Annotated in this window: 20 protein-coding genes; 12 read left to right on the top strand and 8 right to left on the bottom strand. The window is 72.1% G+C overall.

What is annotated here, in order from left to right; translation table 11 throughout:
• Positions 1–58 precede the first annotated feature (58 nt).
• Complete coding sequence (locus E0504_RS26610) at positions 59–1,780, bottom strand: class I adenylate-forming enzyme family protein (RefSeq protein WP_112105709.1); 1,722 nt, start codon at positions 1,778–1,780, stop codon at positions 59–61.
• A gap of 253 nt (positions 1,781–2,033) precedes the next feature.
• Between E0504_RS26610 and E0504_RS26615 the strand changes: the two genes are divergently transcribed.
• The 12 genes from E0504_RS26615 (at position 2,034) to E0504_RS26670 (ending at position 16,299) form a co-directional block, all read left to right on the top strand.
• Positions 2,034–3,698: an FAD-dependent oxidoreductase gene (locus E0504_RS26615; protein WP_131626041.1), complete on the top strand. Its 1,665-nt coding sequence runs from the start codon at positions 2,034–2,036 to the stop codon at positions 3,696–3,698.
• 45 nt (positions 3,699–3,743) lie between these two features.
• On the top strand, positions 3,744–5,537 hold the full coding sequence (locus tag E0504_RS26620) for an NAD(P)/FAD-dependent oxidoreductase (RefSeq protein WP_131626042.1): 1,794 nt from the start codon (positions 3,744–3,746) through the stop codon (positions 5,535–5,537).
• Positions 5,537–6,535 carry an alpha/beta hydrolase gene (locus tag E0504_RS26625; RefSeq protein WP_112105712.1) on the top strand — a complete coding sequence of 333 codons (999 nt, stop codon included), beginning with the start codon at positions 5,537–5,539 and terminating at the stop codon, positions 6,533–6,535. The genes E0504_RS26620 and E0504_RS26625 overlap by 1 nt, the downstream gene beginning before the upstream one ends.
• Entirely contained in the window at positions 6,535–7,080 is a 546-nt protein-coding gene (locus E0504_RS26630) for a nuclear transport factor 2 family protein (protein WP_112105713.1), read from the top strand. Before E0504_RS26625 ends, E0504_RS26630 begins: the two co-directional genes overlap by 1 nt.
• A gap of 50 nt (positions 7,081–7,130) precedes the next feature.
• Positions 7,131–7,883, top strand: a complete 753-nt coding sequence (locus tag E0504_RS26635; RefSeq protein ID WP_112105714.1) for an IclR family transcriptional regulator — start codon at positions 7,131–7,133, stop codon at positions 7,881–7,883.
• Positions 7,884–8,716: 833 nt separating this feature from the next.
• Positions 8,717–9,580 carry an alpha/beta fold hydrolase gene (locus E0504_RS26640; RefSeq protein WP_112105715.1) on the top strand — a complete coding sequence of 288 codons (864 nt, stop codon included), beginning with the start codon at positions 8,717–8,719 and terminating at the stop codon, positions 9,578–9,580.
• 2 nt (positions 9,581–9,582) lie between these two features.
• Positions 9,583–11,313, top strand: a complete 1,731-nt coding sequence (locus E0504_RS26645; protein ID WP_112105716.1) for a bifunctional 3-(3-hydroxy-phenyl)propionate/3-hydroxycinnamic acid hydroxylase — start codon at positions 9,583–9,585, stop codon at positions 11,311–11,313.
• Positions 11,237–12,172: a 3-carboxyethylcatechol 2,3-dioxygenase gene (locus E0504_RS26650; protein ID WP_112105717.1), complete on the top strand. Its 936-nt coding sequence runs from the start codon at positions 11,237–11,239 to the stop codon at positions 12,170–12,172. The genes E0504_RS26645 and E0504_RS26650 overlap by 77 nt, the downstream gene beginning before the upstream one ends.
• Positions 12,173–12,254: 82 nt before the next feature.
• Complete coding sequence (locus tag E0504_RS26655; protein ID WP_112105718.1) at positions 12,255–13,052, top strand: 2-keto-4-pentenoate hydratase; 798 nt, start codon at positions 12,255–12,257, stop codon at positions 13,050–13,052.
• 4 nt (positions 13,053–13,056) lie between these two features.
• A complete protein-coding gene (locus tag E0504_RS26660; protein WP_200835236.1) occupies positions 13,057–13,983 on the top strand; it encodes an acetaldehyde dehydrogenase (acetylating) in 927 nt (308 codons plus the stop codon).
• Positions 13,980–14,990 carry a 4-hydroxy-2-oxovalerate aldolase gene (dmpG, locus tag E0504_RS26665; RefSeq protein WP_112105719.1) on the top strand — a complete coding sequence of 337 codons (1,011 nt, stop codon included), beginning with the start codon at positions 13,980–13,982 and terminating at the stop codon, positions 14,988–14,990. The genes E0504_RS26660 and dmpG overlap by 4 nt, the downstream gene beginning before the upstream one ends.
• A gap of 115 nt (positions 14,991–15,105) precedes the next feature.
• A complete protein-coding gene (locus E0504_RS26670) occupies positions 15,106–16,299 on the top strand; it encodes an amidohydrolase family protein (protein WP_112105737.1) in 1,194 nt (397 codons plus the stop codon).
• Positions 16,300–16,445: 146 nt separating this feature from the next.
• Here the strand turns inward: E0504_RS26670 and E0504_RS26675 are convergent, their stop codons facing one another.
• The 7 genes from E0504_RS26675 to E0504_RS26705 form a co-directional block, all read right to left on the bottom strand.
• Positions 16,446–17,897, bottom strand: coding sequence for a DEAD/DEAH box helicase (locus E0504_RS26675; RefSeq protein WP_112105720.1), 1,452 nt, complete (start codon positions 17,895–17,897; stop codon positions 16,446–16,448).
• Positions 17,898–18,199: 302 nt separating this feature from the next.
• On the bottom strand, positions 18,200–19,057 hold the full coding sequence (locus E0504_RS26680; protein WP_255565673.1) for an SDR family oxidoreductase: 858 nt from the start codon (positions 19,055–19,057) through the stop codon (positions 18,200–18,202).
• 114 nt (positions 19,058–19,171) lie between these two features.
• Complete coding sequence (locus tag E0504_RS26685; RefSeq protein ID WP_112105722.1) at positions 19,172–19,723, bottom strand: VOC family protein; 552 nt, start codon at positions 19,721–19,723, stop codon at positions 19,172–19,174.
• A 73-nt stretch (positions 19,724–19,796) separates the two neighbouring features.
• The gene (locus E0504_RS26690) at positions 19,797–20,732 is read right to left on the bottom strand and encodes a zinc-binding dehydrogenase (RefSeq protein WP_131626043.1); all 936 of its coding nucleotides are present in this window, start codon (positions 20,730–20,732) and stop codon (positions 19,797–19,799) included.
• Positions 20,729–23,536 (bottom strand): ATP-binding cassette domain-containing protein, encoded by a 2,808-nt coding sequence (locus E0504_RS26695; RefSeq protein ID WP_131626044.1) that lies wholly within the window; start codon positions 23,534–23,536, stop codon positions 20,729–20,731. The genes E0504_RS26690 and E0504_RS26695 overlap by 4 nt, the downstream gene beginning before the upstream one ends.
• A 34-nt stretch (positions 23,537–23,570) precedes the next feature.
• Complete coding sequence (locus E0504_RS26700; RefSeq protein ID WP_131626045.1) at positions 23,571–24,377, bottom strand: ABC transporter ATP-binding protein; 807 nt, start codon at positions 24,375–24,377, stop codon at positions 23,571–23,573.
• Between the two features lie 131 nt (positions 24,378–24,508).
• Entirely contained in the window at positions 24,509–25,861 is a 1,353-nt protein-coding gene (locus tag E0504_RS26705) for an ABC transporter substrate-binding protein (RefSeq protein WP_112105726.1), read from the bottom strand.
• Positions 25,862–26,240 lie beyond the last annotated feature (379 nt).

Here is a 26,240-nt window from a genome sequence, read left to right on the forward strand (position 1 = left end):
AGCGGGCCAGGGCCGCCCCCGCTCCCGCGTCGGTGCGGGAGCGGGCCAGGGCCGCTCGTCAGCCGGGTTCCGCCCGCGGCGCGGCCGGGGCCACCTGTCCCGCGGGGGCCTGCTCACGCAGCACCGCCCGCTGGATCTTGCCGGTGGCGGTCTTCGGCAGCTCCGGAAGAATCGAGATCCGGCGCGGGTACTTGTACGCGGCGAGCCGCTCCCGGGCGAAGGCGGTCAGCTCCTCGGGAGTGGTGGCCGCGCCGTCGCGCAGCGACACGTAGGCCGCCACGGTCTCGCCGCGGTAGGCGTCCGGCAGGCCGACCACGGCGGCCTCGAAGACGTCGGGGTGCTCGTACAGGACGTCCTCGACCTCGCGCGGCCAGACCTTGAAGCCCGACGTGTTGATCTGGTCCTTGACCCGGTCGACGAGATAGACCCAGCCGGCGGCGTCGAGGACGGCGACATCCCCGGTGCGCAGCCGCCCGCCCGCCAGCGCGTGCGCCGACGCCTCGGGGTTGCGCCAGTAGCCGGGGATGACCTGCGGCGCGGAGATGACCAGCTCGCCCTCGACGCCCGGCGGCCGTGGCGCGCCGCTCTCGTCGGTGATCCACACGTCGACGTTCTGCATCGGCACGCCGATCGACAGGGTGCCGCTCGGGCCGTGCACGGGTGCCGCCGCGCCGGGGGGCACGGCGATGCCCCCGCCGGTCGTCTCGGTCATGCCCCAGATGTTGTGCAGGTAGGGCCCGAACCTCGACCGGAAGGCCTCCACCGTCGACGGCGGGATGGGCGCGCCGCCGGAATAGAGCCGCTGCACCGTGGCGAAATGCTCGGGGCCCGCGCCGTCCACCCGGAAAAAGGCGTTGAACGCCGTGATCGAACCGATGGTGGTCGTCACACCGTGGTCACGGAAGGCCTCGAGCACGACCGAGGGCTCGAAGCGGCCGCTCATGCTCAGTGTCGTGTCGTTCAGCAGGGCGATGCCCGCGTTCAGGGAAAGCCCGGTGATGTGGAAGAGGGGGGCGATCGCGAACACCACGTCGCCGGGCCCGAGAAGGAGCCAGCGGCCGTAGTTCAGCACCGAGTTCAGGAAGTTCCGGTGTGTGTTCAGCGCGCCCTTGGGTGGGCCCGTGGTGCCGGAGGTGTAGGTGAGGAAGGCGGTGTCGTCCAGGGTGGTCTCGACCGGCTCGGGGTGCTGCCCCCGCCGTCGCGTCAGGATCGCCGCCAGATCGCCGTCGGGTGACGGCGCGGGATCGCCGCCGGTGCCGAACACCCGCGGGTCGTCCGCCGTCTGGAAGTCGCGAGCGGAGGCGGATAACAGCCAGCGGACGGTGCTGCCCGCGAGCGTCTCGCGGGTCTGGGCGTCGGTCCCGCGGGCCAGGATGATCCCCGTGGTGCCGGAGTCGTCGATCAGGCGCCGCAGTTCGCGTCCGCGGTACATCGGGTTGAGTGGCACCGCGATGCCGCCGGCCTTCCAGATCGCCAGCAGGCTGATCGGGTAGTACGGCACGTTCTGCAGGTAGACGCCCACGCGGTCGCCCGGCCGGACGTCCCGTTCCTGCAGTTCGGCGGCGAGGGCGTCGGCGTGGGCGTCGAGTTCGGCCGCGCTGAGGGAGCCGTCGAAGTACCGCACCGCCGTCCGGCCGGGGTTACCGGCCACCCGGTCCCGCCACGCGTCGACGATCGAGGAGTGGGCGAGGCGCGGCGACGGGTCGATCCGCGGTGGGTACGCGGCGAGCCATGGCCGGGCGGTCGAGAGGACGTCCTCGCTCGCGGAATCGGTCGGCATTGATCAGCCCCTCGGGTCTGCGCAGGGTTCGGTCGGGCTTGACACCCCTCCGGGAGCTTATTAGCTTGAGCACCTATTGAACACTATGTCGCACATAATGCACGGTGGCGGGCGCTCTACGGCGACAGGTGATCCACAGTCGAGCGGCAGAGCGGCCCAGGTGGCCACCGCGGCCCGCGGGCGCCGTGCCGACGCGGTCCCGGTGCCGGCCAGCCGGGCGGTTCCGAACCTCTCCCAGTGACGGGGGCATGCGATGCACGAGCATGAGACGTACGACGTGGTGGTTCTGGGGTCAGGCGCGGCGGGGCTGACCGCGGCGCTCGCGGCGGCCGTGGAGGGTGCCCGCGTCGCCGTGTTCGAGAAGGCGGAGCTGCTCGGCGGCACGACCGCGCTGTCCGGCGGGACGATCTGGGTCCCCGTCAACCAGCCGGCCCGGGCGGCCGGCATCAAGGATTCCCGCGCGGACGGCCTGGCGTACCTGGCGAGTCTGTCGAACGGGATGATTCTCCCGGAGCTGGCCGAGGCGCTCGTCGACGGCGGTCCGGAGCTGGTCGACTTCGTCGAGCAGCAGACGGATCTCCGTTTCCAACTGGTCGAGGGCTATCCCGACTATCACCCGGAACGCCCCGGCGGCCGGCCCGACGGGGGACGGTCGATCGAGGTCGGGCTCTTCTCCTTTCTCGGGTTCGAGGAATGGGAGGACCGCATCGCGGGCGACACCTGCCGGCTGCTCATCCGCGAGATGCCCCTGGGCGGGGGCACCGGCGCGCTGGAGCCGGACGTGCTCGCCGAGCGGGAGAAGAACCGCGCGGAGGGCCTCGGCCGGGCACTGGTCGGCGGTCTGCTCCAGGCCTGCCTACGGCGTGGGGTGCACGTCGCCACCCGGTCGCGCGGCCTGCGGTTGATCACCGAGGGTGGTGCCGTCACCGGGATCGAGATCGGGACCCCCGACGGCGTCCGGTCGGTGCGCACGGGCGCGGTCGTGCTCGCCACCGGCGGATTCGAGTACGACCCCGATCTCGTTCGCGACTTCCTGCGCGGACCGCTGACCCGTGCCATCGGCGCGCCGTCCAACACGGGGGACGGGCTGCGGATGGCGATGCGGGTCGGCGCCCAGCTCGGCAACATGCGGGAGGCCTGGTGGGCCCCGGTCGTCAGCCTTCCCGGGCGCCGTCGCGACGGCGCCCGGAACGGGCTGCTGACCTCGCGGGAACGCGCGCTGCCCGGTTCGATCATGGTCAACCGCCATGGTCGCCGGTTCGCGAACGAGGCGGCGAACTACAACGCCTTCGGCGGCGCCTACCACCAGCTTGACGCGTCGAAGTTCGAGTACCCGAACCTGCCCAGCTTCATGATCTTCGACCAGTCGACCGTCGACCGGTTCGGTGTGTTCGGCGGGGCGCCCGGCGGCGCGGTGCCGGACTGGCTGGTGCGCGCCGACACCCTCGGCGAGCTGGCGGGCCGGCTTGGCCTCCCCGCGGCCGAGGTCGCGGCGACCGTGCGGCGGTTCAACGAGCATGCCCGCGCCGGCACCGACCCCGACTTCGGCCGCGGCGACAACGCCTACGACCGGTTCCCCGGCGGCCGGGTGCTCGATCCCGAATCGGTCCTCTCCACGCTGGGCCCGGTCGAGACCGCGCCGTTCTACGGCGTCGAGGTCGGGTCGTCGGCGCTCGGCACCAAGGGCGGCCCCCGGACCGACCGGGAGGGCCGGGTCCTGGACGTCGACGGCGACGTGATCCGCGGGCTCTACGCCGCGGGGAACGTGATGGCGAGCCCGTCCGGCATGGTGTACGGCGGTGCCGGGGCGACACTGGCCGTCGCCGGGGTGTGGGGTCTCTACACCGGGCGAGCGGCGGCGCGTGACCCGGCGTCCGGCGCCCGGTCGCCGGTCCTGAGCGAACGATCCGGAAGCTGACCCGAAGCCAGTAGATCACCGGGAATTGGGGCGAAGAGCGAGACAATGACTGAGACCTTAGAGAATCCGGCTGAGACGATCACCGCGCGGGACGCCGAGGACATCTTCGCCGGATGGCTCGCCGACTTCGCGGCGGCCCTGCGGAGCGGATCCGCGTCCGACCTCGCCGCGCTCTTCCTCCCGGAGGCGACCTGGCGGGACTTCATGGCCTTCCCCTGGGACTTCCACCACACGGTCGGGCGGGAGGAGACCGCCGCCCGTCTCACCGAGCTGGCGAAGTCCTGGAACGCCGCCGACTTCCGGCCCAGCAGGGAGCAGCCGCCGGTCGTCACCGACGGCGCCATCAACGCGTTCTTCGACTTCACCACCACGGACCGGATCGACCGTGGCTATGTGCTGCTCGTACCGAGCGCGGGGCACTTCGTGGTGTCGATCCTGCAGACCCAGGTGATAGGGCTGCAGGCCCATCCGGAACGGGTGCGTCACCACCGCCGGGACGGCAAGGTCTACGGGATCGTGCCCGACCGCACCCGGTGGTCGAGCGACCGCGAGAAGGAGATCGCCTTCGAGGACAGCGAGCCCGCGGTGCTCGTGCTCGGCGCGGGGCACAACGGGCTGGCCATCGCGGCCCGGCTCGGCGCGCTCGACGTGCCGACGCTCGTCATCGACCGCGAGGCCCGGGTCGGGGACACCTGGCGCAAGCGCTACGCGTCGCTGGCCCTGCACAGCACCGTCTTCGGGGACCATCTGCCCTACCTGTCGCTGCCGCCGTCCTGGCCGGCGCACACCCCGAAGGACAAGTTCGCCGACTGGCTGGAGTCGTACGCGAACCTGCTCGACCTCAACGTGTGGACGTCCACCACGTTCCTCGACGGGCACTTCGACGAGGACGCCCAGCGGTGGACGATCCGGGTCCGGCGCGGCGACGGCTCGGTCCGGGAACTGCACCCGCGGCACTTCGTCGTGGCGGGCGGCCTGTTCGGATCCCCGAAGATCCCCGCGATCAAGGGGATCGAGACCTTCCCCGGCATGACGGCGCACTCGGACGAGTTCCAGTACGGCGCCGACTTCGCGGGGAAGAAGGCGCTGGTGATCGGGGCCGGCGTGAGCGGCCACGAGATCGCGCACGACCTGTACGAGCACGGCGCGGACGTCACGCTGCTGCAGCGCAGCGCGACCTACGTGGTGAGCTACGAGTCCTACCACCGGTACTGGTCGACGCTGTTCACCGAGGACATGCCCTACACCCCGGACTTCGCGGACCAGATGACCTACTCGTTGCCCAACGAGCGGGTGGACGAACTCAACAAGAAGCTGGTGAAGCTCGCCGCGGCGGCCGACCAGGATCTGCTCGACGGTCTCACCGCGCGGGGCTTCAAGCTCGAGTGGGGCCCGGACGGCACCGGCATCATCGGCGCCCACATGTCCGGCAAGGACGCCTACCAGATCAACATCGGCGCGTCCGAACTGATCGCGGACGGCCTGGTGCACCTCAAACAGGGCGTCGAGGTGGCCGAGGTCAGGGACCGGACGGTGGTCTTCACCGACGGCTCGACCCTCGACGTCGACCTGATCGTCTTCGCCACCGGCTACCACCAGTTCTGGGGCCACATCAAGCCCACGCTGGGCTCGGCGGCGGACCGGATCGACAAGGCGTACGGCCGGGCCGCGGACGGCGAGTACGCGAACACGTGGCGTCGTTCCGCCCAGCCCGGGCTGTGGTTCGGCACCGGGTTCATCCGGATGGCCCGCTTCTACACCCGGTTCACGGCACTGCTGATCAAGGCGATCGAGGTCGGTGTCGAGCCGATGAACCCGGACCGGGCCGACGGCGACTGATGGCCGCCATCGACGTGCACAAACGGGTCGAACCCGGGACCGTGGCGCTGCTCGACCGGCTGGCGCGCTGGGACCTGACGAGCATCGCGACGATCCGGCGCTCGTACGCGGCGGTCGGCCCGCCGCCCGCCCCCGAGGATCCGCGGGTCCGGCGTCGCGACCAGGTCATCCCGGGCATGGACGGCCGTCCCGACGTCCGGGTGCGCTGGTACCGCCCCGCCGACGCCCCCGCCGGGGCGGCGCTGCCCTTCCTCCTCTGGCTGCACGGCGGCGCCTACATCATGGGGAACCTGGACGAGAACGACGACCGCCTCGACCGGATGGTCATCGAGCTCGGCTGCACCGTCGCCTCGGTCGACTGGCGGCTGGCCCCGGAGCACCCCTACCCGGCGGGCCTGGAGGACGCGGAGACCGTCTGGCGCCGGGTCAGCGCGAACCCGGCCGACTTCGGGGTCGACCCGGCCCGACTGGTCCTGGGCGGGGCGAGCGCGGGTGCCGGTCTGGCCGCCGGACTGTGCCTGCGGCTGCGGGACCTCGGCGTCCCCCAGCCGGCGCTGCAGCTGCTGATCTACCCGATGCTCGACGACCGTGAGCTGACCCCCTCGATCCGCGCGATCGAGGACCCGGGCCACTGGGGCCTGTGGCATCTGCGGGCCAACCGGTTGTGCTGGGCGGCCTATCTCGGGTCGCTCGAGGGCGGCGAGGTCCCGCCCAGCGCGGCGCCGGCGCGGGCGGAAGACCTCACCGGGCTCGCGCCGGCCTTCCTCGGGATCGGCGACGTCGACGGGTTCGTGGACGAGAACGTCGCCTACGCGGCACGCCTGTCGGCCGCGGGCGTGCCGACCGAGCTGCACGTGTACCCCGGGGTCATCCACGGCGGGTTCGGTGCGCCGCCGCGCACCCCGCGCACCGCGCAGTTCCTGCGGGACGTCTACGCGGCGCTGGCCGCCGCGTTCGTGCCGGCGGACGGATCCCAGGAAGCCGGCGAGCGGCCCTGATGGCCGGGAAGAACCTGGCGGACGTGGCGAACCTGGCGGACGTGGCTGGCCTGGCGGAGGTGGAGAGCAGGCTCCGGCGGCTGGAGGCACGGCTGCGGGCGGCCGAGGACCAGCTGGAGATCCTCCGCCTGCTCAACAGCTACGGCCCTCTGGTCGACAGCGGGTCGGCGGAAGAGGCGGCCGACCTGTGGATCAGCGGCGGCGGCTACGAGTTCGGCGTCCCGGCCGGGAGCGCTGTCCGGGTCGAGGCGCCGCAGGGCCTGGCGGATCTCTACCGGACCGAGCCGCACACCGGGCTGGTCGCCGCCGGCGTCGCGCACCTCACCGCCCCGCCTCGCGTCACCGTCAGCGGTGACACGGCGGAGGCCGTCGGCTATTCCTTCGTGGTCCTCAGGGAGGATGATCGGTGGTTTCTGTGGCGGGCCGCGGTCAACCACTGGACGCTGCTGCGCACACCTGCCGGCTGGCGGATCCGGGACCGCCGCAACCGCGTCCTTGACGGCTCACCCGAGTCGCAGGCGATCATGCGCCTGGTGCGGGGGTGAGAGCCCGCGCCGCGCAGCCGGGCGCTGACGGGGCCGGATACCATCAGCCCATGGCCCGAGCCGACCAGACGGAGATCGTCAAAGCGCAGCCTGGGAGCCAGACGCTCGCGCGCGGTCTGCGGGCCCTCATCGCCGTCACGGAATCCGGGACGGGCCTGACCACCCAGGAAGTCGCGGAACGGCTTTCCATCCATCGGTCGATCGCCTACCGGCTGCTTCAGACATTCGTGGATTTCCGGTTTCTCACCCGTGCCGACAACGGCGTCTACCGGCCGGGCGCGAGGCTCGTGTCGCTGTCGGACGCTTACCTGCCGGGCCTGCGCGAGCTCGCCCTGCCCTCGATGCGGCGGCTGGCCGAGCGACTCGGCTCCACGATCGCGCTCTTCGTCGCCGAGGGTGAGGAAGCGGTCGCGGTCTCGCTGGTCGAACCCACCAACACAACTCATCACCTGTCGTTCCGCGCCGGCATGCGGACCCCGCTGGACCGGGGGTCAGCGGGCTACGCGCTCGCCTCGGCGCTTCCGCCGCAGCCCGGCGAGCCGGCCGGGGTGAAGCTCGCGCGCGAGCTCGGCTTCGCGGTCAGCAGCGGTGAGATAGAGGCCGGGGCGCACGGCGTCGCGGCGCTCATCCCGACCCGGCCCTCCAGCCCGCTCATGTGCCTCCACCTGGTCACCTTCCGCTCCGAGGTGGCGGCCGGCGCGGGCCCGGTGATGGTGCAGGCCGCCGGCGAGATCGGCCAGCTCTTCGACGGCGGTGACCGGTTGTCGGGCGCCCGGGTGCCCGGGCTCGGCCAGGCCGGCTAGCCGATGTCCGGTCGATCTTGCCGTGACGATGTCGTCGTCCGGCTTTCGTCGTCGTCCGGATACCGATTGTGACCTGACGGAGTGCTCGCGGACGGACGTCGTGCGTGGCGCTCGAACACGGCACGAGGCCGGGCGGGCGGGCGCGGCACGAGGCCGGGCGACGGCCGGCGGGTGCGGGGCGGGCACGGAACCACGGCGCCAAGGCTGTGGGAACAAGATCTATGCAGCCTGAATCCCGCCGCCCAGCGATGTGTGGCGGCTCAGTGAGTCCGGGCTCTCACTCAATCGCCACGGTTGCTCGACACCGCGCATAAGGCCCAGCCGACGTGAATGCCGATCGGTCCCGGCCTGCGCCCCGGACCCCAGCACGCCTGCACGCCTGCACGCCTGCCACCCGCTCGACACCACGGCCACCACGGGCCACGGGCCACGGGCCCAAGTCCAGTCCAGGCCAGGCCAGGCCCAGGCGTCAGCGCCCGGCGGTCGTGTTCTCCCGCGCACCGCGTTCTCCGCCTGCCCGCGTTTCCCGTGATTCCTATGTTTGGCGCGCCCACTGCCTCGTGGCGGTGGGCGCGGCTGCGCCGCTGCGCCGTGCCCGCCAGCCGCGGGCCGGACGGGCGTGCACGCGGGCCGCCGCTTCGGTCTTGACACCTCAGAACACCGATCCTACTGTGCATATGTCGAACACTCACGTTCTATAGTTCGCACACGAGTCAGGGTGTAGCGCGAGTCGGGGCGCAAAGCGAGTCAGTGCGCAGCGTGAGGTCAGTGCGCATCCGTGGGCCAGGTCGGCGTGAGTGGGATGCGGCGTGAGAGAGGGATGGGCCAGGCGCGTGTCGGAGTACGAAAGCATCTGGAGTGATCTTCAGGGCGTCCCGTTCTCGCAGGGGTACCTGGACGTCGCGGGCGTGCGGACGAGATACCTGCACGCCGGTGATGAGAGTGGACCGGTGCTCGTCCTGTTACACGGCTCGGGCGGGCACGCCGAGGCCTACGTCCGCAACCTGGAGGCCCACGCCCAGCATTTCTCGACGTGGGCGATCGACATGCTCGGGCACGGGTACACCGGCCGGCCCGGGCACCCGTTGGAGATCGCGCACTACGTGGAGCACCTGCTGGCGGTGCTCGACACCATCGGCGCGGACCGCGCCCACATCAGCGGCGAGTCGCTCGGGGGCTGGGTGGCGGCCCGCGCGGCCGTCGACCATCCGGACCGGGTCGACCGGCTGGTGCTGAACACCGCCGGCGGGTCGCAGGCGGATCCGGTCGTCATGGCGCGCATCCGCACGCTGTCGATGGCGGCGGTGGAGGACCCGACGTGGCCGACCGTCCAGGCCCGGATCAAGTGGCTGATGGCGGACAAGACCCGGGGCTACGACGATCTCGTCGCGAGCCGACAGCGCGTCTACCGGCAGCCCGGCTTCACCGCGGCGATGAGCGACATCATGGCGCTGCAGGATCCGGCGATCAGGGCGCGTAACCTGCTCGGCCCGGCCGAGTACGGCGCCATCACCGCACCCACGCTGGTGCTGTGGACGAGCGACGACCCGACCGCAGACGTCGAGGAGGGCGGCCGGATCGCCTCGATGATCCCGGGCGCCCGCTTCGAGGTGATGCCCGGCTGCGGTCACTGGCCCCAGTACGAGGACGCGAAGACCTTCAACCGTCTGCACCTCGACTTCCTGCTGGGGCGCTGACCATGGCCGCGGACCTCCCCGGTACCGGACCAGCCGCCGGGCCCGGAGCCGTCGCCGCCGCGCCGGCCGTCGTGCTGATCGGGGCCGGCCCGGTGGGGCTGACGCTCGCGAACCTGCTCGGCGGCTACGGCGTGCGCACCCTGGTGGTCGAGGAGCGGGAGACGCTGATCGACTACCCGCGCGGGGTCGGCCTGGACGACGAGTCGCTGCGCACCTTCCAGAGCACGGGCCTGGTCGACCGGATCCTGCCGCACACGAACCCCAACCAGGTGATGCGGTTCGTCGACGCGAAGCAGCGCGTGCTCGCCGAGATCGCGCCGACCAGCCAGCCGTTCGGCTGGCCGAAGCGCAACGGCTTCGTCCAGCCACTGGCGGACGCCGAGCTGCTGGCGGGCCTGCGGCGGTACGAGCACGTCGAGGTCCGCTGGGGCCACCGGATGGAGTCGCTGGAGCAGACCGCCGACGGGGTGACGGTGGGGCTGTCCGGGCCCGCCGGCCCCTCGACCGTCACGGCCGGCCACGTCGTCGGCTGCGACGGCGGGCGCAGCGCCACCCGGCAGCTCATGGGGGTGTCGTTCGAGGGCACGACGTCGCCGACGCGCTGGCTCGTGGTCGACATCCGCCCCGACCCGCTCGGCCGGCCCAACGTGGACGTCGGCGCGGACCCGGCGCGCCCCTACGTGTCGGTGTCCATCGCGCACGGCATCCGCCGGTTCGAGTTCATGCTGCACGCGGACGAGGCCGACGAGGCGGCGGAGGACCCGGAGTTCATCGCCACGATGCTCGCCCGGTTCGTCCCGCGCCCGGACCGCGTCAACATCATCCGGCGCCGGGTGTACACGCACCACTCGCGGATCGCCGGTTCCTTCCGCGCCGGGCGGGTCCTGATCGCCGGCGACGCCGCCCACCTGATGCCGGTCTGGCAGGGCCAGGGCTACAACAGCGGCATCCGGGACGCGGCCAACCTCGGCTGGAAGCTCGCCGCGGTGGCGAACGGCCTCGCCGGCGACGCCCTGCTCGACACCTACGACGTCGAGCGCCGCCGGCACGCCCAGGCGATGATCGACCTGTCGACGACCGTCGGGCGCATCATCTCCCCGACCAACCGGCGGGTCGCCACCGTGCGGGACTGGATCGCCCGGACGGCCTCCGCCGTGCCCGCGCTCAAGCAGTACGTCGTGGAGATGCGGTTCAAACCGATGCCGCGGTACGTCGAGGGCGCGGTCGTGCACACGGAGCCGATCCGGGCGAACTCGCCGGTCGGGACCCTGTTCATCCAGCCGCGGGTCGACACCCGCGAGCGCGAGAACGTCCGGCTCGACGACGTGCTCGGGCCCTGGTTCGCCGTGCTGTGCTGGAACAACGACCCGTACGAGCTGCTCGGCCCCGAGACGTTCGCGAGGTGGAAGGCGCTCGGCGCGACCTTCGTCGCGTTGCGGCCGGTCACCCAGCTGCACTGGGCGGACCAGGACCACCCGGACGTCGTGGTGGTCGGGGACCGGACCGGCGCGCTCAAGTCCTGGTTCGACGCGCACGAGGAGTCCGTGCTCTTCCTGCGGCCCGACCGGTGTGTGTCCGGCGCCTGCGTCGCTCAGCTGACATCCGAACTGGCCGCGTCGCTCACCGGCGCGCTGTCCCTCACCCCGGGAGCCGAGGATGGCGCTCGCCCTCTGCTGCATGTCACACAGCCCGCTGCTCGGCCTGCCCGGCCCGCCGCCGTCTCTCCTGGCTGACGTCGGCACGGCGCTCGCCGCCGCCCGGGACGTGGTGCGCGAGTACGACCCGGACCTGGTCGTCCTGTTCGCCCCGGACCACTACAACGGCTTCTTCTACCGGCTCATGCCGCCGTTCTGCGTCGGCACCGCGGCGCGCGGTGTCGGCGACTACGGGACGCAGAGCGGCGAGCTCGACGTCCCCGCCGAGCTCGCCTACGGCCTCGCGGAGGCGGCCTGGGCGGCCGACGTCGACGTGGCCGTCTCGACCGGCATGGACGTCGACCACGGCACGGTGCAGCCGCTGGCGGCACTCTTCGGCGACATCGCGGCCCGTCCGGTGGTCCCGGTCTTCGTCAACTCCGTGGCGGTCCCGCTGGCGCCGCTGCGGCGGGCCCGGCTGCTGGGGGCCGCGATCGGCCGCTACCTGGCCGGCCTCGACCGGCGGGTGCTCGTGCTGGGGTCGGGCGGACTCTCGCACGACCCGCCCGTCCCGAACCTGGCCAGCCCGCCGGAGGTGCTCGAACGCATCGTGCACGGACGGCCGCCGACCGCCGGTGAGCGGCAGGCCCGGCAGAGCGCGGTGATCGAGGCGGCGGCGAGCTTCGCCCGCGGTACGGCCGACCTGCGACCGCTCAACCCCGAGTGGGACCGGCGGGTGCTCGACGTCCTCGACCAGGGCCGGCTGGCCGAGCTGGACGGGTGGACCAACGACGGGATCACCCGGGAGGGCGGCAATTCCGCGCACGAGATACGCACGTGGGTCGCCGCGTTCGCGGCGCTCGCCGCAACGGGGCCGTACCGGGTGCGGACCAGCTACTACCGGCCCGCGCCCGAGCTGATCGCCGGCTTCGCCGTGCGGACGGCCGTCCCGCGATGAGGCCGGCGTCCACCCGCGGGCGGTGCTCGCCCCGACGATTCCGAGGTGCCGTGTGACGGGCAGAGATGTGACAGGCAGGTCTGTGACCGGCGGAGTGGGACGCGACGCGATCGAGGCCGCCGTCGCACGGCTCGACCGGGCGGCCGTCGAGCACGTTCCGTGCGCGCCGGTCGCCGACCTGATCGGCCCGAGCGACATCGACGCCGCCTACGCGGTGCAGTCGGCGCTCACCGCGCTGCGGGTGGCCCGCGGCGCGCGGGTCGTCGGCCGCAAGATCGGTCTCACCTCGCCGGCCGTCCAACGCCAGGTCGGCGTGGACCGGCCCGACTTCGGCGTGCTCTTCGACGACATGAACTACGCCTCGGGCGCCACGGTGCCGTTCGGTCGGCTGCTGCAGCCCCGGGCCGAGGCCGAGATCGCCTTCATCCTCGCCGCGGACATCGTCGACCCGCAGCCCGCCGCCGTCCGGGCGGCGGTCGGCAGCGCGGTCGCGGCGATCGAGGTCGTCGACAGCCGGGTCGCGGACTGGCGGATCCGCATCACCGACACGGTGGCGGACAACGCCTCCAGCGGCGTCTTCGTGCTGGGCGACCGGCATCTCACCCTGGACGAGTTCACTCCGGCCGACGTGTCGATGCGGATGCTGCGCAACGGCGTGACGGCCAGCACCGGGACGGGGCGGGCGTGCCTCGGCGACCCGCTCAGCGCGCTGGCGTGGCTCGCGCGCACGGCACTGGACTTCGGGGATCCGCTCCGGGGCGGCGACATCGTCCTTTCCGGGGCGCTCGGTCCGCTGGCCCCCATCGAGCCCGGCGACGTGATCCAAGCCGAGGTCGGCCCCCTGGGCCCGGTGACGGCGACGTTCGAGAAGGAAGGCTGAAACCGTGCAGCAGGTGGCGATCATCGGGTCGGGGAACATCGGTACCGACCTCCTGATCAAGATCAAGCGAAGGTCCGAGTCGCTGAGCGTGGCGGCCATGGTGGGGATCGACCCGGAGTCCGACGGCCTCGCCCGCGCCAGGCGGCTGGGCGTCGCCACGACGTCCGACGGGGTGGCCGGTCTCCTGGCGATGCCCGAGTTCGAACAGGCCGGCATCGTGCTCGACGCGACGAGCGCGAACGCGCACCGGGCGAACGCGGCGGCGCTGGCCCCCTACGGCCGGCGGCTGATCGACCTCACCCCGGCGGCCCTCGGGCCGTTCGTCGTGCCGGCGGTCAACCTCGACGAGCACCTGAGCGCCCCCAACGTCAACATGACGACCTGCGGCGGGCAGGCCACCGTCCCGATCGTCGCGGCGGTCTCCCGGGTCACCCCGGTGGCCTACGCGGAGATCGTCGCCACGGTGGCGTCGAAATCGGCCGGGCCCGGCACTCGCGCCAACATCGACGAGTTCACCGAGACGACGGCGCACGCGCTGGAGTCGGTGGGCGGCGCGCGGCGCGGCAAGGCCATCATCATCCTGAATCCGGCCGAGCCGCCGCTCATCATGCGGGACACCGTGCTCTGCCTGGTCGGCGACGTCGACCGGGAGGCGGTCACCGAATCGATCCACCGGATGATCGCGGACGTCGCCGCCTATGTGCCCGGCTACCGCCTGAAGCAGGACGTGCAGTTCACTCCCGTGGACCCGGCCGAGATGCGCATTCTCCTGCCGGACGACACGGTCGACGTCCGCTGGAAGGTGAGCGTGTTCCTCGAGGTGGAGGGCGCCGCCCACTACCTGCCGGCCTACGCCGGCAACCTGGACATCATGACGTCGGCGGCCGTACGGGTCGCCGAGCGCATCGCCGGATCCGAGGTGACGGCATGAGCGGGCCGAACATCTATCTGCAGGACGTCACCCTGCGGGACGGCATGCACGCCATCCGGCACCGGGTCGACCCGGAGCGGGTCGGCGCCATCGTGGCCGCTCTCGACAAGGCGGGCGTCCGGGCGATCGAGGTCACCCACGGTGACGGGCTGGCCGGCTCCAGTCTGACGTACGGCCCCGGCAGCCACACGAACTGGGAGTGGATCGAGGCGGCGGTCACCAACGCCTCGCAGGCGACCATCACCACGCTGCTGCTGCCGGGCGTGGGCACGATCGCCGAGCTGCGCCGCGCGCACGCGATGGGGGTCGGCTCGGTCCGCGTCGCGACGCACTGCACCGAGGCGGACGTCGCCGCCCAGCACATCGCCGCGGCGCGCGAGCTCGGCATGGACGTCTCCGGCTTCCTGATGATGAGCCACATGGCCGAGCCGGCCGAGCTGGCCGCCCAGGCCAAGCTGATGGAGTCGTACGGGGCGCACTGTGTCTACGTCACCGACTCGGGCGGCCGGCTGACCACCGACCGCGTGCGCGAGCGGGTCCGTGCCTACCGCGACGTCCTCAGCCCGGACACCCAGATCGGCATCCACGCGCACGAGAACCTCTCGCTGTCGGTCGCCAACTCGTTCGCCGCGGTCGAGGAGGGCGCCTACCGCGTCGACGCGTCGCTCGCCGGCCAGGGAGCCGGCGCCGGCAACTGCCCGATCGAGCCGTTCGTCGCGGTCGCGCTGCTGCTGGGCTGGGATCTCGACTGCGACCTGCTCGCGCTGGAGGACGCGGCCGAGGACCTGGTCCGGCCGTTGCAGGACCGTCCGGTCCGGGTCGACCGCGAGACGCTCACGCTCGGCTTCGCGGGCGTGTACTCCAGTTTCCTCCGGCACGCCGAGATAGCCGCCGAGACCTACGGCGTGGACGCCCGCAGCATCCTGATCGAGGCGGGCCGGCGAAAGCTGGTCGGCGGCCAGGAGGACATGCTCGTCGACATCGCCCTGGCGATACAGCCCAAGTAAGCCCGCGACAACGGGCGGATGCCCGCAGGGCGGGTTCGTCGCCGCGCCGCCTCCGCTCTTCCTTATCCCCTGTGTCGTGCCCCCACATGCTGCTTTTCGTGTGCCCGAGGAGGCCATGGTGCCCACCAACGACATCCCGGTGTTCGACGCCGACAACCACCTGTACGAGACCAAGGACGCGCTGACGAAGTTTCTCCCGGCCCGCTACAAGGGCGCCGTCGACTACGTCGACGTCCACGGCCGGACGAAGATCGTGGTCCGGGGGCAGATCAGCGACTACATCCCGAACCCGACCTTCGACGTGGTCGCCCGCCCGGGCGCGCAGGAGGACTACTACCGGCACGGCAACCCCGAGGGCAAGTCCTACCGGGAGATCTTCGGCGCGCCGGTGCGCTGCATCGACGCCTGGCGGGAGCCGGCCGCCCGGCTGAAGCTCATGGACGAGCAGGGCCTGGACCGCACCCTGATGTTCCCGACGCTGGCCAGCCTCATCGAGGAGCGGATGCGGGACGACCCGGACCTGGTCCATGCCGTCATCCACTCGCTCAACGAGTGGCTGTACGAGACCTGGCAGTTCAACTACGAGGGCCTCGACCGCATCTTCACCACCCCGGTGATCTCCCTGCCGATCGTGGAGAAGGCGATCGAGGAACTGGAGTGGGTGCTGGAGCGGGGTGCCCGGGTGATCCTCATCCGTCCGGCGCCGGTGCCCGGCCTGCGCGGCGCGCGCTCGTTCGGGCTGCCGGAGTTCGACCCGTTCTGGGAGCGGGTGCAGGAGGCCGACATCCTGGTCACGCTGCACTCGTCGGACAGCGGCTACGACCGGTACTACAGCGACTGGACGGGCACCAGCTCCGAGATGCTGCCGTTCAAGCCCAGCGCGTTCCGGATGCTGCAGGCCTGGCGCCCGGTGGAGGACGCGGTGGCGGCGCTGGTCTGCCACGGCGCGCTGTCCCGGTTCCCCCGGCTGAAGATCGCCGTGGTCGAGAACGGCAGCAGCTGGGTCGCACCGCTGCTGCTGTCCATCAGGGACCTCTACAAGAAGCTGCCGCAGGACTTCGCGGAGGACCCGATCGAGGTCATCAAGCGGAACATCAACATCAGCCCGTTCTGGGAGGAGGACCTGGGCGCGCTCGCCGAGCTCATCGGGGAGGACCGGGTGCTGTTCGGCTCCGACTACCCGCATCCCGAGGGGCTTGCGAGCCCGCTGACCTACCTTGACGAGCTCAAGCACCTGCCCGAGGCGACCACCCGCAAGATCATGGGCGGCAACCTCGCCCGGCTGATGAACATCTCGGTCCCGGCCTAGCCGGACCGGCTCCCCGGGGACGGATCACGGACCCGTCCCCGGGACACCTCGCAGGGCGGCGCGCCCACCGGGGTGGGAGCGCCGCCCTGCGAGGACGCCGCCCGAGCGGACCCGGGCTCAGGGTGTGTGGGTGTGACCGGGTCCGGTCAGCGGGCGCGGCGTGCGCTGAACGCCGCGGCGCTGTGGGTCGGTCGCGAGCTGGACCGCTTCGCGGGTGACGGGCCGGCCTCGTGCTCGGGTGAGCTGGTACGAGCCGTGACCGCGGGCGATCGGGACGCCGTGGACCGCCCGGCGCGGCGGCCGTGGTCGGCGGCGCGGCCGCCGTGGTTGCCGGCGGGGCGGCGTCCACGCCGTCTGCCCGTTCGAGGCGTCGGCTCGGTGCCGCGGTCTTCACCGACCGGCCGGCGCTGGGCTGGAGTGCTCCTGGTCTCCGCCTGTGCCGCGACCACGGGGCTGCTGAGCGACCGGGCGCCGGGGGCGAGCGTGGCGAGTATCGGGTGAGCGGCGGAGGCGACCCGGGTGGTCGTCGGCCTGATGCCGGCGGCGCGGGCCAGTTGCGTGACCTCACGGATCTGCTCCGTGGTCGCCAGGGTGATGACGGTGCCACTGTTGCCGGCACGCGCGGTGCGCCCGGAACGGTGCAGGTATGCCTTGTGGTCGGCCGGTGGATCGGCGTGGATCACGAGTGCCACGTTGTCGACATGGATGCCGCGGGCGGCGATGTCCGTGGCGACCAGCGCCGAGGCCCGGCCGGTGTGGAAGTCGTCGAGGTTGCGGGTACGGGCGTTCTGGCTGAGGTTGCCGTGCAGCTCGACCGCGCGCACGCCGGCGCGGTTGAGCTGGCGGGCCAGAGCCTTGGCGCCGTGCTTCGTGCGGGTGAACACGACCGCGCGGCCCGGGGCGCTGGACAGGTCGACGAGCACGGGAAGCCGGCTGTCCCGCTCGACGTGCAGCAGATGGTGCGCCATCGTGCCCACCGGGGACTGGGCGGAGTCGGCCTCGTGTACCGCGGGCCTGCTGAGGTACTGGCGCACCAGGGTGTCGATGGCCTTGTCCAGGGTCGCCGAGAACAGCATGCGCTGCCCACCGGCCGCGGTCTGGCCGATCAGCCGGCGCACCGCGGGCAGGAACCCCAGATCGGCCATGTGGTCGGCCTCGTCCAACACGACGATCTTCACCTGGGCCAGCGAGCAGCGCCCCTGCGCGAGGAGATCCTCCAGCCGGCCGGGGCAGGCCACGACGATGTCGACACCCCGCCGGATCGCGGCCACCTGCGGTTCCTGACCGACGCCGCCGAACACGGTGCACGAGGTGAGGCCGGCCGCGGCGGCCAGCGGTCGCAGCGCCGTGTCGATCTGCGCGGCGAGCTCGCGGGTGGGCGCCAGAACCAGCGCGCGCGGAGCCCCGGCCCGGGCCCGGGGCCCGCCGGACAGCCGCGCGACCACGGGCAGGAGGAACGCGAGCGTCTTGCCGGACCCCGTGCGGCCGCGGCCGAGGACGTCACGTCCGGCGAGCGCGTCCGGCAGCGTCGCCCGCTGGATGGGGGTGGGGGTCTCGATGGTGAGACGGGTGAGAACATCGGTCAGGCGCGCAGGCACGCCAAGATCGGTGAACGAAGACAAGAAGAATCTCTATCTGTGCGGGTGTCCCGCCGACAACCGGGGATCCGAGGATCTCGGCCGGTTACGCGCGGAGCGGAGGCCCGATGCTGAGAAGCGGGTGCTACGACGCGCGGACAACTCGCGGCAGGAGCTCGACGAGCTGATGGAGCCATCATAGCCGGTCCGTGCGCCGCATCGGTGCCCACCAGTGCGGTGAGGTCGTCGGCGGGCAACGGGCCGTCGCTGGTGGCCGCGCCAGCGGTGGGCCCCACCCAGGGTGCGTCGCACCCAACAAAGCCCTACTGGGTGGCGGCGGCCGTCGACCCGCTCAGCGCGGCGCAGATGCCGCCGTCCACGAGGATGTCGACGCCGGTCACGAAGCGGGCGCTGTCGGACAGCAGGAAGGCGACGACGTCGGCGACGTCCTGCGCCTGCCCGATGCGGCCGAGCGGAGTCTGGTCCACCAGGGTCTGCATGATCGTGTGGGTCTCGGCCTCCTGCCGGCCCTGCGGAGTGTCGATGATCCCCGGGGAGAGGGAGCAGACGCGCCCGCCGAGCGGACCGACCCGCACCGCCTCCTGGCGGGCGAAGCGCTGCACCCCGCGCTTGGCCCACGAGTAGGCCATGCCGGGGTCCTCGACGACGGGCCCGAGGGCCTCGTGCAGGCGGTCGAGGAAGTTCTCGTCGAGCGGGTCGTCCAGCACGGCGTCGGCGGCCGGGTCGGCCTCGCTGATCTGCAGGTACGGCGCCATGGAGGCGAAGCACACCAGCGCCGTCCCGGCGGTGGTGAGCGGGCGCAGGGCCGCCGCGAGCAGCGCCGTCCCGACGAGGTCGACGGCGAAGATGCGGCGCCAGTCGGCCATGGTCGGTGAGATGCCCGCGGCGTGCGCGACGGCGCGCAGCGTGCCGAGCTCGCCGGCCCGTGCCGCGAGCCGGTCCAGTCCCTCCCGGTCGGTGACGTCGAGGACGAACGCCTCGACGGTGGTCGTGCTCGCCGGCCACCGCTTCGCCAGCGCCGTCACCGACTCGTCCCGGTCGACGAGCAGCAACGCGTCGACCGTGCCGTCGAGGCGCTGCGCGCAGGCCAGGCCCATGCCGCGACCGGCACCGGTCACGATGCCCACCGTCCCGGCGGCCCGGGTGCCATTCCTGGTCAAGGCTTCTCCACTCCCTTGTGCGAGGTGACCGCTCGAAGCGTGGTGCGAGGACCGCCGACGGCGGGGCGCCGGCCGGGTGCTCCCGGACCGGGCCCGCGCACGTCGGCGGGCGGCCTACACGCTGAGCGTGCGGATCGGATCGCTGCCGTCCCAGTCCTGCGCGGCCTGGCGGACCAGCGTGGCGATGCCGTCCGTGGCGGCCGTGACCTCCATGATCTCGACGATGGTCGCGGGCCCGGCCGGCGGCTCGACGTAGGCGTAGCGAGCCGCGCCGTCGCCGTCACCGGACCACACGACGGGCCACCCGGCGGCCGCCACGGACCGCATGGTGGCGTCGAAGTCGTCGGTCCACCAGGCCAGCTGGTGGAACCCCTCGTGCCCCGCGTGCAGGAACTCGGTGTAGATGCTCGGGGTGTCGTCCTCCTGGCAGATCAGTTCGACCTGCAGGTCACCGGTGTTGCTGAAGGCGATGGACAGCGGGGCCGAGCAGGACCGGCCCCGGTAGAGGCCGGTCTGCGTCTGTCCGCGCAGGACGTACCAGGGGCCTACTCCCAGCTCCAGCCAGCTGCGCACGGCCTGATCGATGTCGCGGACGATGTAGCCGATCTGGCGGGCGGCGCCGGGCAGGACGGCCGGCCGGGCGGCCACCTCCGAGGTCGGGGTCATCGGTGCTCCTCTGCGTAGACGGACGTGCGGGACGGGCCGTTCCCGGCGCGCCGGGGGGACCGGGCGTGCCGTCTCATGGCTCCAGCACGACCCGGATGGCGCCCGACTTCCGGTCGCTCGCCACCCGGAACGCCTCCTCGGCCTCCTCGAGTGGGAAGCGGTGGGTGATGAGGGTGCGCGCGATCTCGGGGTCCTCGGCGAGCATGGCCGCGGCGTCATCCATCTCGCGGCCGCCGCCGTGGCGGCAGTAGCCGAGGGAGGACAACAGGCGGCCCTCGCGGAGGAAGACACTGAGCCAGTCGACCTCGATGGTGCCCATGTAGACCCCGATGGCGACGACGGTGCCGCCGGGCGCCAGCAGCTCCACCGCGCGGGCGAGGCTGGCCGGGCTTCCCGCCGCCTCGATGATGACGTCGTACTCGCCCTTGGGCGGGCCGCTGGCGCCGAGGCGCTCGGCGGCCTCGATCTGGTGCGGATAGCGCGCCTCGATGGCGATGTCGGTGATGCCCTGCCGGCGGGCGGCGGCGACGGCGAGCAGGCCCAGCGCGCCCGCGCCGACGACGGCGACCCGGGCTCCGGGGGCGGCGCCGGAGATCCGGACGCCGTGCCAGGACACCGACGCCGGCTCGACGATGGAGGCGTCGCGCACGTCGAGGCCGGCCGGCAGCGGGACTAATCGGGCCGTGGGCACGCGGAACTGCTCGGCCATGCCGCCGTCGGCACTGAAGCCGAGCGCCCGCTCGCCGTGGGTGGGACAGCGGTTGTAGTTGCCGTTCAGGCACTGCTCGCATTCCATGCAGCCGAAGAGCGCCTCGACGATGTAGGCGCTGCCGTCCGCGCGCACGCCCGCCAGCTCGTGGCCGAGGATGTGGCGGCTGCCCTGGCTGATGTAGATCAGGTCGGAGCTGCAGATGCTCGCCGAGCGGACCTGCAGGACCTCGCCGGTGCCGGGCGGCTCGTCGAGGTCGACGAGCTGCACGCCGCCTTCGGCTGCACGTACGGCTTTCATGGACGCTCCTTCGCGGGTTGCGGGACGGCGGGGCCGGTCGTGCTGCCGGCCAGGGCTGCCGGTGACCCGGAGTGCCCGGCCGGCGTGTCACTGATCCCGAGGTAGGACTGCACCAGCAGGTCCGCGTCGACATCGGCGGTCCGCTGCGCCCAGGCCACCCGGCCGACGGCCATGAAGGCGATGGTGTCGGCGAGCGCGACCACGTCGTGGGCCTTCTCCTCGACCAGCAGGATCGCGGTCCCGGTGGCCCGCAGTTCCTCCAGGGCGGCGTAGACCTCGGCGACGACGAGGGGGGCCAGGCCGAGCGAGGGCTCGTCCACGATCAGGACGGCGGGGGGCTTCACCAGCGCCGGCGCCAGGGCCAGCATCTGCTGCTCGCCGCCGGACAGGGATCCGGCGAGCTGGCCGCGGCGTCGGCCGAGCACCGCGAAACGGCGGTAGGCGGCGTCCCGGTCATCGGCCGACGGGAGCCACAGGGAGAGGTTCTCGTCCACGGTCAGGGCGGGGAAGATGCCGCGGCCCTCGGGGATGAGGAAGGCGCCGTGCCGGACTCTGCGGTGCGGTGGCAGCCCGGTGACGTCCTGGCCGCCGAGCCGCACGGTGCCCTGCGTCACCGGGACGCCGCCGGTGACCACCGCGCAGATCGTCGACTTGCCGGCCCCGTTGGCCCCGATGAGGGCGAGCACCTCGCCCGCCCGCAGCGTCAGGCTGACCCCGTGCAGCACCTCCACGGCGCCGTAGGCGGCGTGCACGTCACGCAGCTCGAGCACGGTCGAGGCACCGTCCGAGGCCTCGGTGTCCGGCGCGCTGACCGGGGTCACGCTGTTCGGGGTGGTGCTGACCGGGGTCGCCGCCGTGGCGGCGGCCTCCCGGCGCAGCGCCCGCTGCTCCCGCCTGCGGCGACGCTCGAACCGCTGCTGCGCGGTGAGCGCGAGGATGCCGTCGGAGTTCTGCGCCAGGTTGATCGCGGCCAGGCCGGAGAGCACCTGCGGCAGGTAGGACGTCTCCGCGACGTGGCTGAGGATCTCGGGGCTGACGGCGGCGCTCAGCCCGGCGATCACGGCCGCGGCCGGGCGGCGCACCCCGAACAGCACGACCGTGGCGAGCCAGAACAGGCCCGTCTCGACCGGATAGTCGAGGTGGGTGATGCGCCCGGACGAACTCGCGAGCAGCACCCCGCCGAAGCCGGCGATGGCCGCGGACAGGGCGAACACCGCGGTCTTCGTGCGGCCCGCCGAGATGCCGATGGTCACCGCGCCCGGCTCCGTGGAGCGCAGCGCGGCCATCGCCCGGCCGGAGCTCGACCGGATCAGGTTGCTGACCAGGAGAAGAGCGAGGCCCAGCACGACCGCCAGGAAAATGATCATTGAGCGGGGGTCGGCGAGGTCCACCGGTCCGAGGGCGGGCGGGCGGAGCACCCAGCCGCCGAAGTCGTTCCGGCTCACGCCGCTGAGCTGGAAGAACAGGTTCTGGCAGAGGTACGCCAGGGCCAGGGTCGCCAGCGCCAGGGGCAGCCCGCCGAGCCGACGGGCGGGCAGCGACACCAGCACGCCCATCGCGGTGGCGACCGCGGTGCCGAGGAGCAGCGCGACCGCGAACGGCCAGTGGTGGCTGACCGCCCAGCCGGCCGTGATGCCGGCGGCGGTCACGAACGCGGCCTGCGCGAGGCTGACCATCCCGCCGACTCCGGTCACGACCGTGAAGGAGAGCAGCACCAGCGACAGCGCCAGTCCGCGGATGATGAGTGACTGCCAGTACTCGTCCGCCACGAACAGCGCGAAGACGAGGATGGCGACGCTCCACACCGTCCACGCGATGACCTTGCGCCGCTTCGACTCCGTCCCGTAGGACGGCGGCGGCGGGTCGTCGTCGGCGTGCGCGCCGGCCCGCCGGCTGCGGTCCACGGCGAACACGAACAGCAGCCCGAGCAGCAGGATGAACGGCACCGACGTGCTGAACCCGGAGATGTTCTGGGCGAAGTCCGCGTAGCCGACGATGAGGTTCTGCAGGACGCCGATCAGCAGGCCGCCGGCGAGCGCGAGGGGCATCGAACGGAACCGGGCGAACACGACGGCCGGCGTCGAGATCAGCACGACCGTGGTGAACACCGGGGTGTTGAGCGTGAAGATCGGGGCGACCAGCACACCGGCGAGCCCGGCGAGGAAGCTGCCCAGCATCCACGACACGGCGGAGGTCCGGTCGGGATCGATGCCGCGCAGGGCGGCCAGGCTCCGCCGGTCCACCACGGCCCGCATCTGGAGCCCGAGCCGGGTGCGCTGCAGCAGGACCCACAGACCGACGGCCGTGAGCACCGCGGCGCCGAAGACGGCGATCTGGTTGCTGTCCAGCAGCACCCCGCCGAGCGTCCACGTCTTCTTCGGGGTCGGCCCCAGGCCGGGGATCAGGAACAGATCCTCGATGCCGGCGATGTCCAGGTGGAACCACAGGTTCAGCCGGCTGGAGATGAACAGGCAGAGCCCGGGCACCGCGATCAGCAGCCCGATCGGTACCACGATCTTCACGGCCACCGGGGCGTGTGCGAGCCGCCGGTAGACCAGCCTGTCCAGTAACAGGCCCAGCAGCGGCGCAAAGACAAGAATGGAAATGATCGCCGCGGGGACGACCGGCACGCCGGCGGTGACATTGAGTTGTACGAACAGATAGGCGGTGGCGAAGGCGACCGCACCGTGCGCGAAGTTGAAGATGCCCGACGTCTGATAGGTCAAGACCACGCCGGCCGCCAGGATGGCGTAGAGACCGCCGGCGACGGCGCCGCCGACGATGAGGTTGAGGAACTCCTCCATTGTGTGGCCCTTCGATGGAGATCCGGTCTGGCGGTCAGCCCAGGTAGGCCGCTCGGACGGCGGGGTGGGCCTGAATCTCGTCCGGTGTGCCCTCGGCCAGGACGGAGCCGAGGTTCAGCACCACGACCCGGTCCGACTGGCCCATGACGAAGCCGACGTCGTGCTCGACGAGGACGACCGCCACGCCGGTCGTCCGCAGGCGCTGGATCTGCTCGCCGAAGAGCTCCGTCTCGTGCGCGGACAGCCCCGATGTCGGCTCGTCGAGCAGCAGCAGCCGGGGTCGGTCGGCGATCGCCCGCGCCAGCTCCACCAGGCGGGCCTGGCCGATCGGCAGCGCACCGGCGGGCTTGTGCCGCAGGTCGGCCAGCCCGCAGGCGGCGAGCACCGACAGTGCGTGCTCCCGCCGCTCGGCCTCGCGCCGCCGCCGCCCGGGCGCGGCGAACAGGTCGGCGAGCAGCCCGCCCCCGCCGCCGCGCCATTCCATGGCGGTCAGGACGTTGTCCTCCACCGAGAGGCGGCTGTACAGCTGCGCGCGTTGGAAGGTACGACGCACGCCGGAACGCGCGCGACGTTCCGGGAGCTGCCGGGTGACGTCCACTCCGTCGAGGAACACGGCGCCCGACGTGGGCGGCGTCAGGCCCGAGATGATGTCGAACAGGGTGGTCTTGCCGGCGCCGTTCGGGCCGATGAAGCCACAGACCTCGCCGGGGTCCACCCGCAGGGACACATCACTGATGGCGGTAAGACCGCCGTAGCGCTTGGTGACGTGGCGGACCTCCAGTGCCGGTTCCGTGGTCACCCCGGCGACGCTGCTGTCGGTGCTGGTCGCAACCACACCCACTCCTTTCCGCCCCTGCGGGCCCGTTACGGTCCAGGAAGCGGGGGACAGACCGGCCCCCGTGCGGACTGGGACTCCCTCCGCGGGCGGAGGGATGTGGTTCCGCCCTCCGCCCGCTTCGCACGGGTGCCGGTCTAGTTGGTGTAGGGGTTGTTGCAGACGAGCGGGACGGCGAGCGAGTAGTGGCCGTCCTTCAACTGAGTGGAGGCACTGCAGGGCGCGCCGTAGAAATGGTTCTCCGGCCACGTCGTCTGACCACTGAAGATGCCGTCACCGTAGTGATAGTCCGGGCTGTTCATTGTGCTCAGGAACTTGTCGACGGTGAGATCCTTGCCGGTCGCCTTGAGACCGGAGATCAGCATGTCGGCGGAGATCCACCCCATCGCCGAGGTCAGCGACAGCTTGGCGCCCTTGCCGTACTTGTTGATGTCGTCGGTCATCTGGCGCACCGTCGGGTTGCCGGTCTCCTCGAACGGCAGCCACTGGACGGCCGTGTAGGTCTTGTTCAGCGCCTCCAGGCCGGTCAGCCGCGGGTCGTAGCCCACCGAGCTGGTCTGGATGCCCTGGTAGCCGGCGGCGGTCAGCGTCTGGGCCAGCGCGGTCACGTTCACGAAGTCGGTGACGTGGTAGACGAGCGCCGGCGGCTTGCCGTGGTTGGCGGTCATGATCTGCCGGACCAGGCTCGACGGGTCCGAGGGCGGCTGCCCGTACTGCAGGGTGGTGTTGGTCATGACGACGTCCAGCCCGGCCCGTTCCAGGGCGTCCTTGGTGTCGGCGACGCCCTGCTTGGCCGAGGCGTTGTCGACACCGAGCATGACGACGCTCTTGTCCGAGCTCTTGGACAGCAGTTCGACGTACGGGCCGACCTGGATCGAGTTGTACTTGTCCGGCAGCAGGCAGCCGGTGAAGCCGAAGGTGTTCGCCCGGCCGCAGAACCCGCTGTTGATCGACCAGCCGAACGCCGGCACCACGTTCTCGCACAGCGCGTCGACGTAGCCCGCCATCGTGGTCATCACCGGCGCCGCGGCGAAGACCTTCTCGTTCTCGGCCAGCTTCTTCCCGGCGTCGGCGTTCTGCTGGGCGTTCTGCGCGTCGTCGAGCATGCCGCTGTAGTCGATCGTGCGGCCGAACACGCCGCCCGCGGCGTTCTCCCGGGCGAACCGGGCCTGGGCGCCGAGGTCCGTCTCCTGGTAGGTGGAGGTGCCACCGCCGCTGAGGGTGCCGAGCCCGCCGACCTTGATGCTGGTGGGGGTGATCCCCCGGGTCGGGTCGGGCGAGGGGCCGGAGCAGGACAGGGTGCCCGAGACCGGGAGGGTCTTCCAGGTGGCCGGCTGTGTCGCGGAGGAGCGCGAGAGTGTCGCCGTCGTCCCGGTGTCCGTGCCTGGTGCCGTCGCGCTGGTGTCGCCGCCGTCCCCGCCGCTCCCGCAGGCGGCCACCAGGGCGAGCGCCGCCGCCAGCACAGGTAAGAGGCCTTTCCTCGGATTCATTTCTTGGACGACCTTCCTCTGGGTAGTCGCTGCGCGGGCGGCCCGGCCGTCGCGGCGCTTTCCGCGACGACGGCCTCTTCGGCGCAGCCGAAATCCGCGGCGCGCCGGACCGCGCCTGCGGAAGTGAAGTTGAACGAGCGGCTGATACTGCCCGCCGGTCGGTTGGAATCCCGGGGACGCCAAATAGAACGCACTGCGGCGAAGCGTCCCGTGGGGCGACCGTGAATACGGCCGCCGACGGTGTGTGGTGGCTGAAGTGGCCGCGACAGGTCGGCTGCGGTCCAGTACGCGGCAGTTCCACCTGCCGGCGTCAGCCGGCAGGCGAACAATTACTGGACCGCGCCGGCGCGACTGCCTGTCGGTTCGGCCGGAACGTGTG

The organism is Parafrankia sp. BMG5.11 (genome assembly GCF_004337455.1).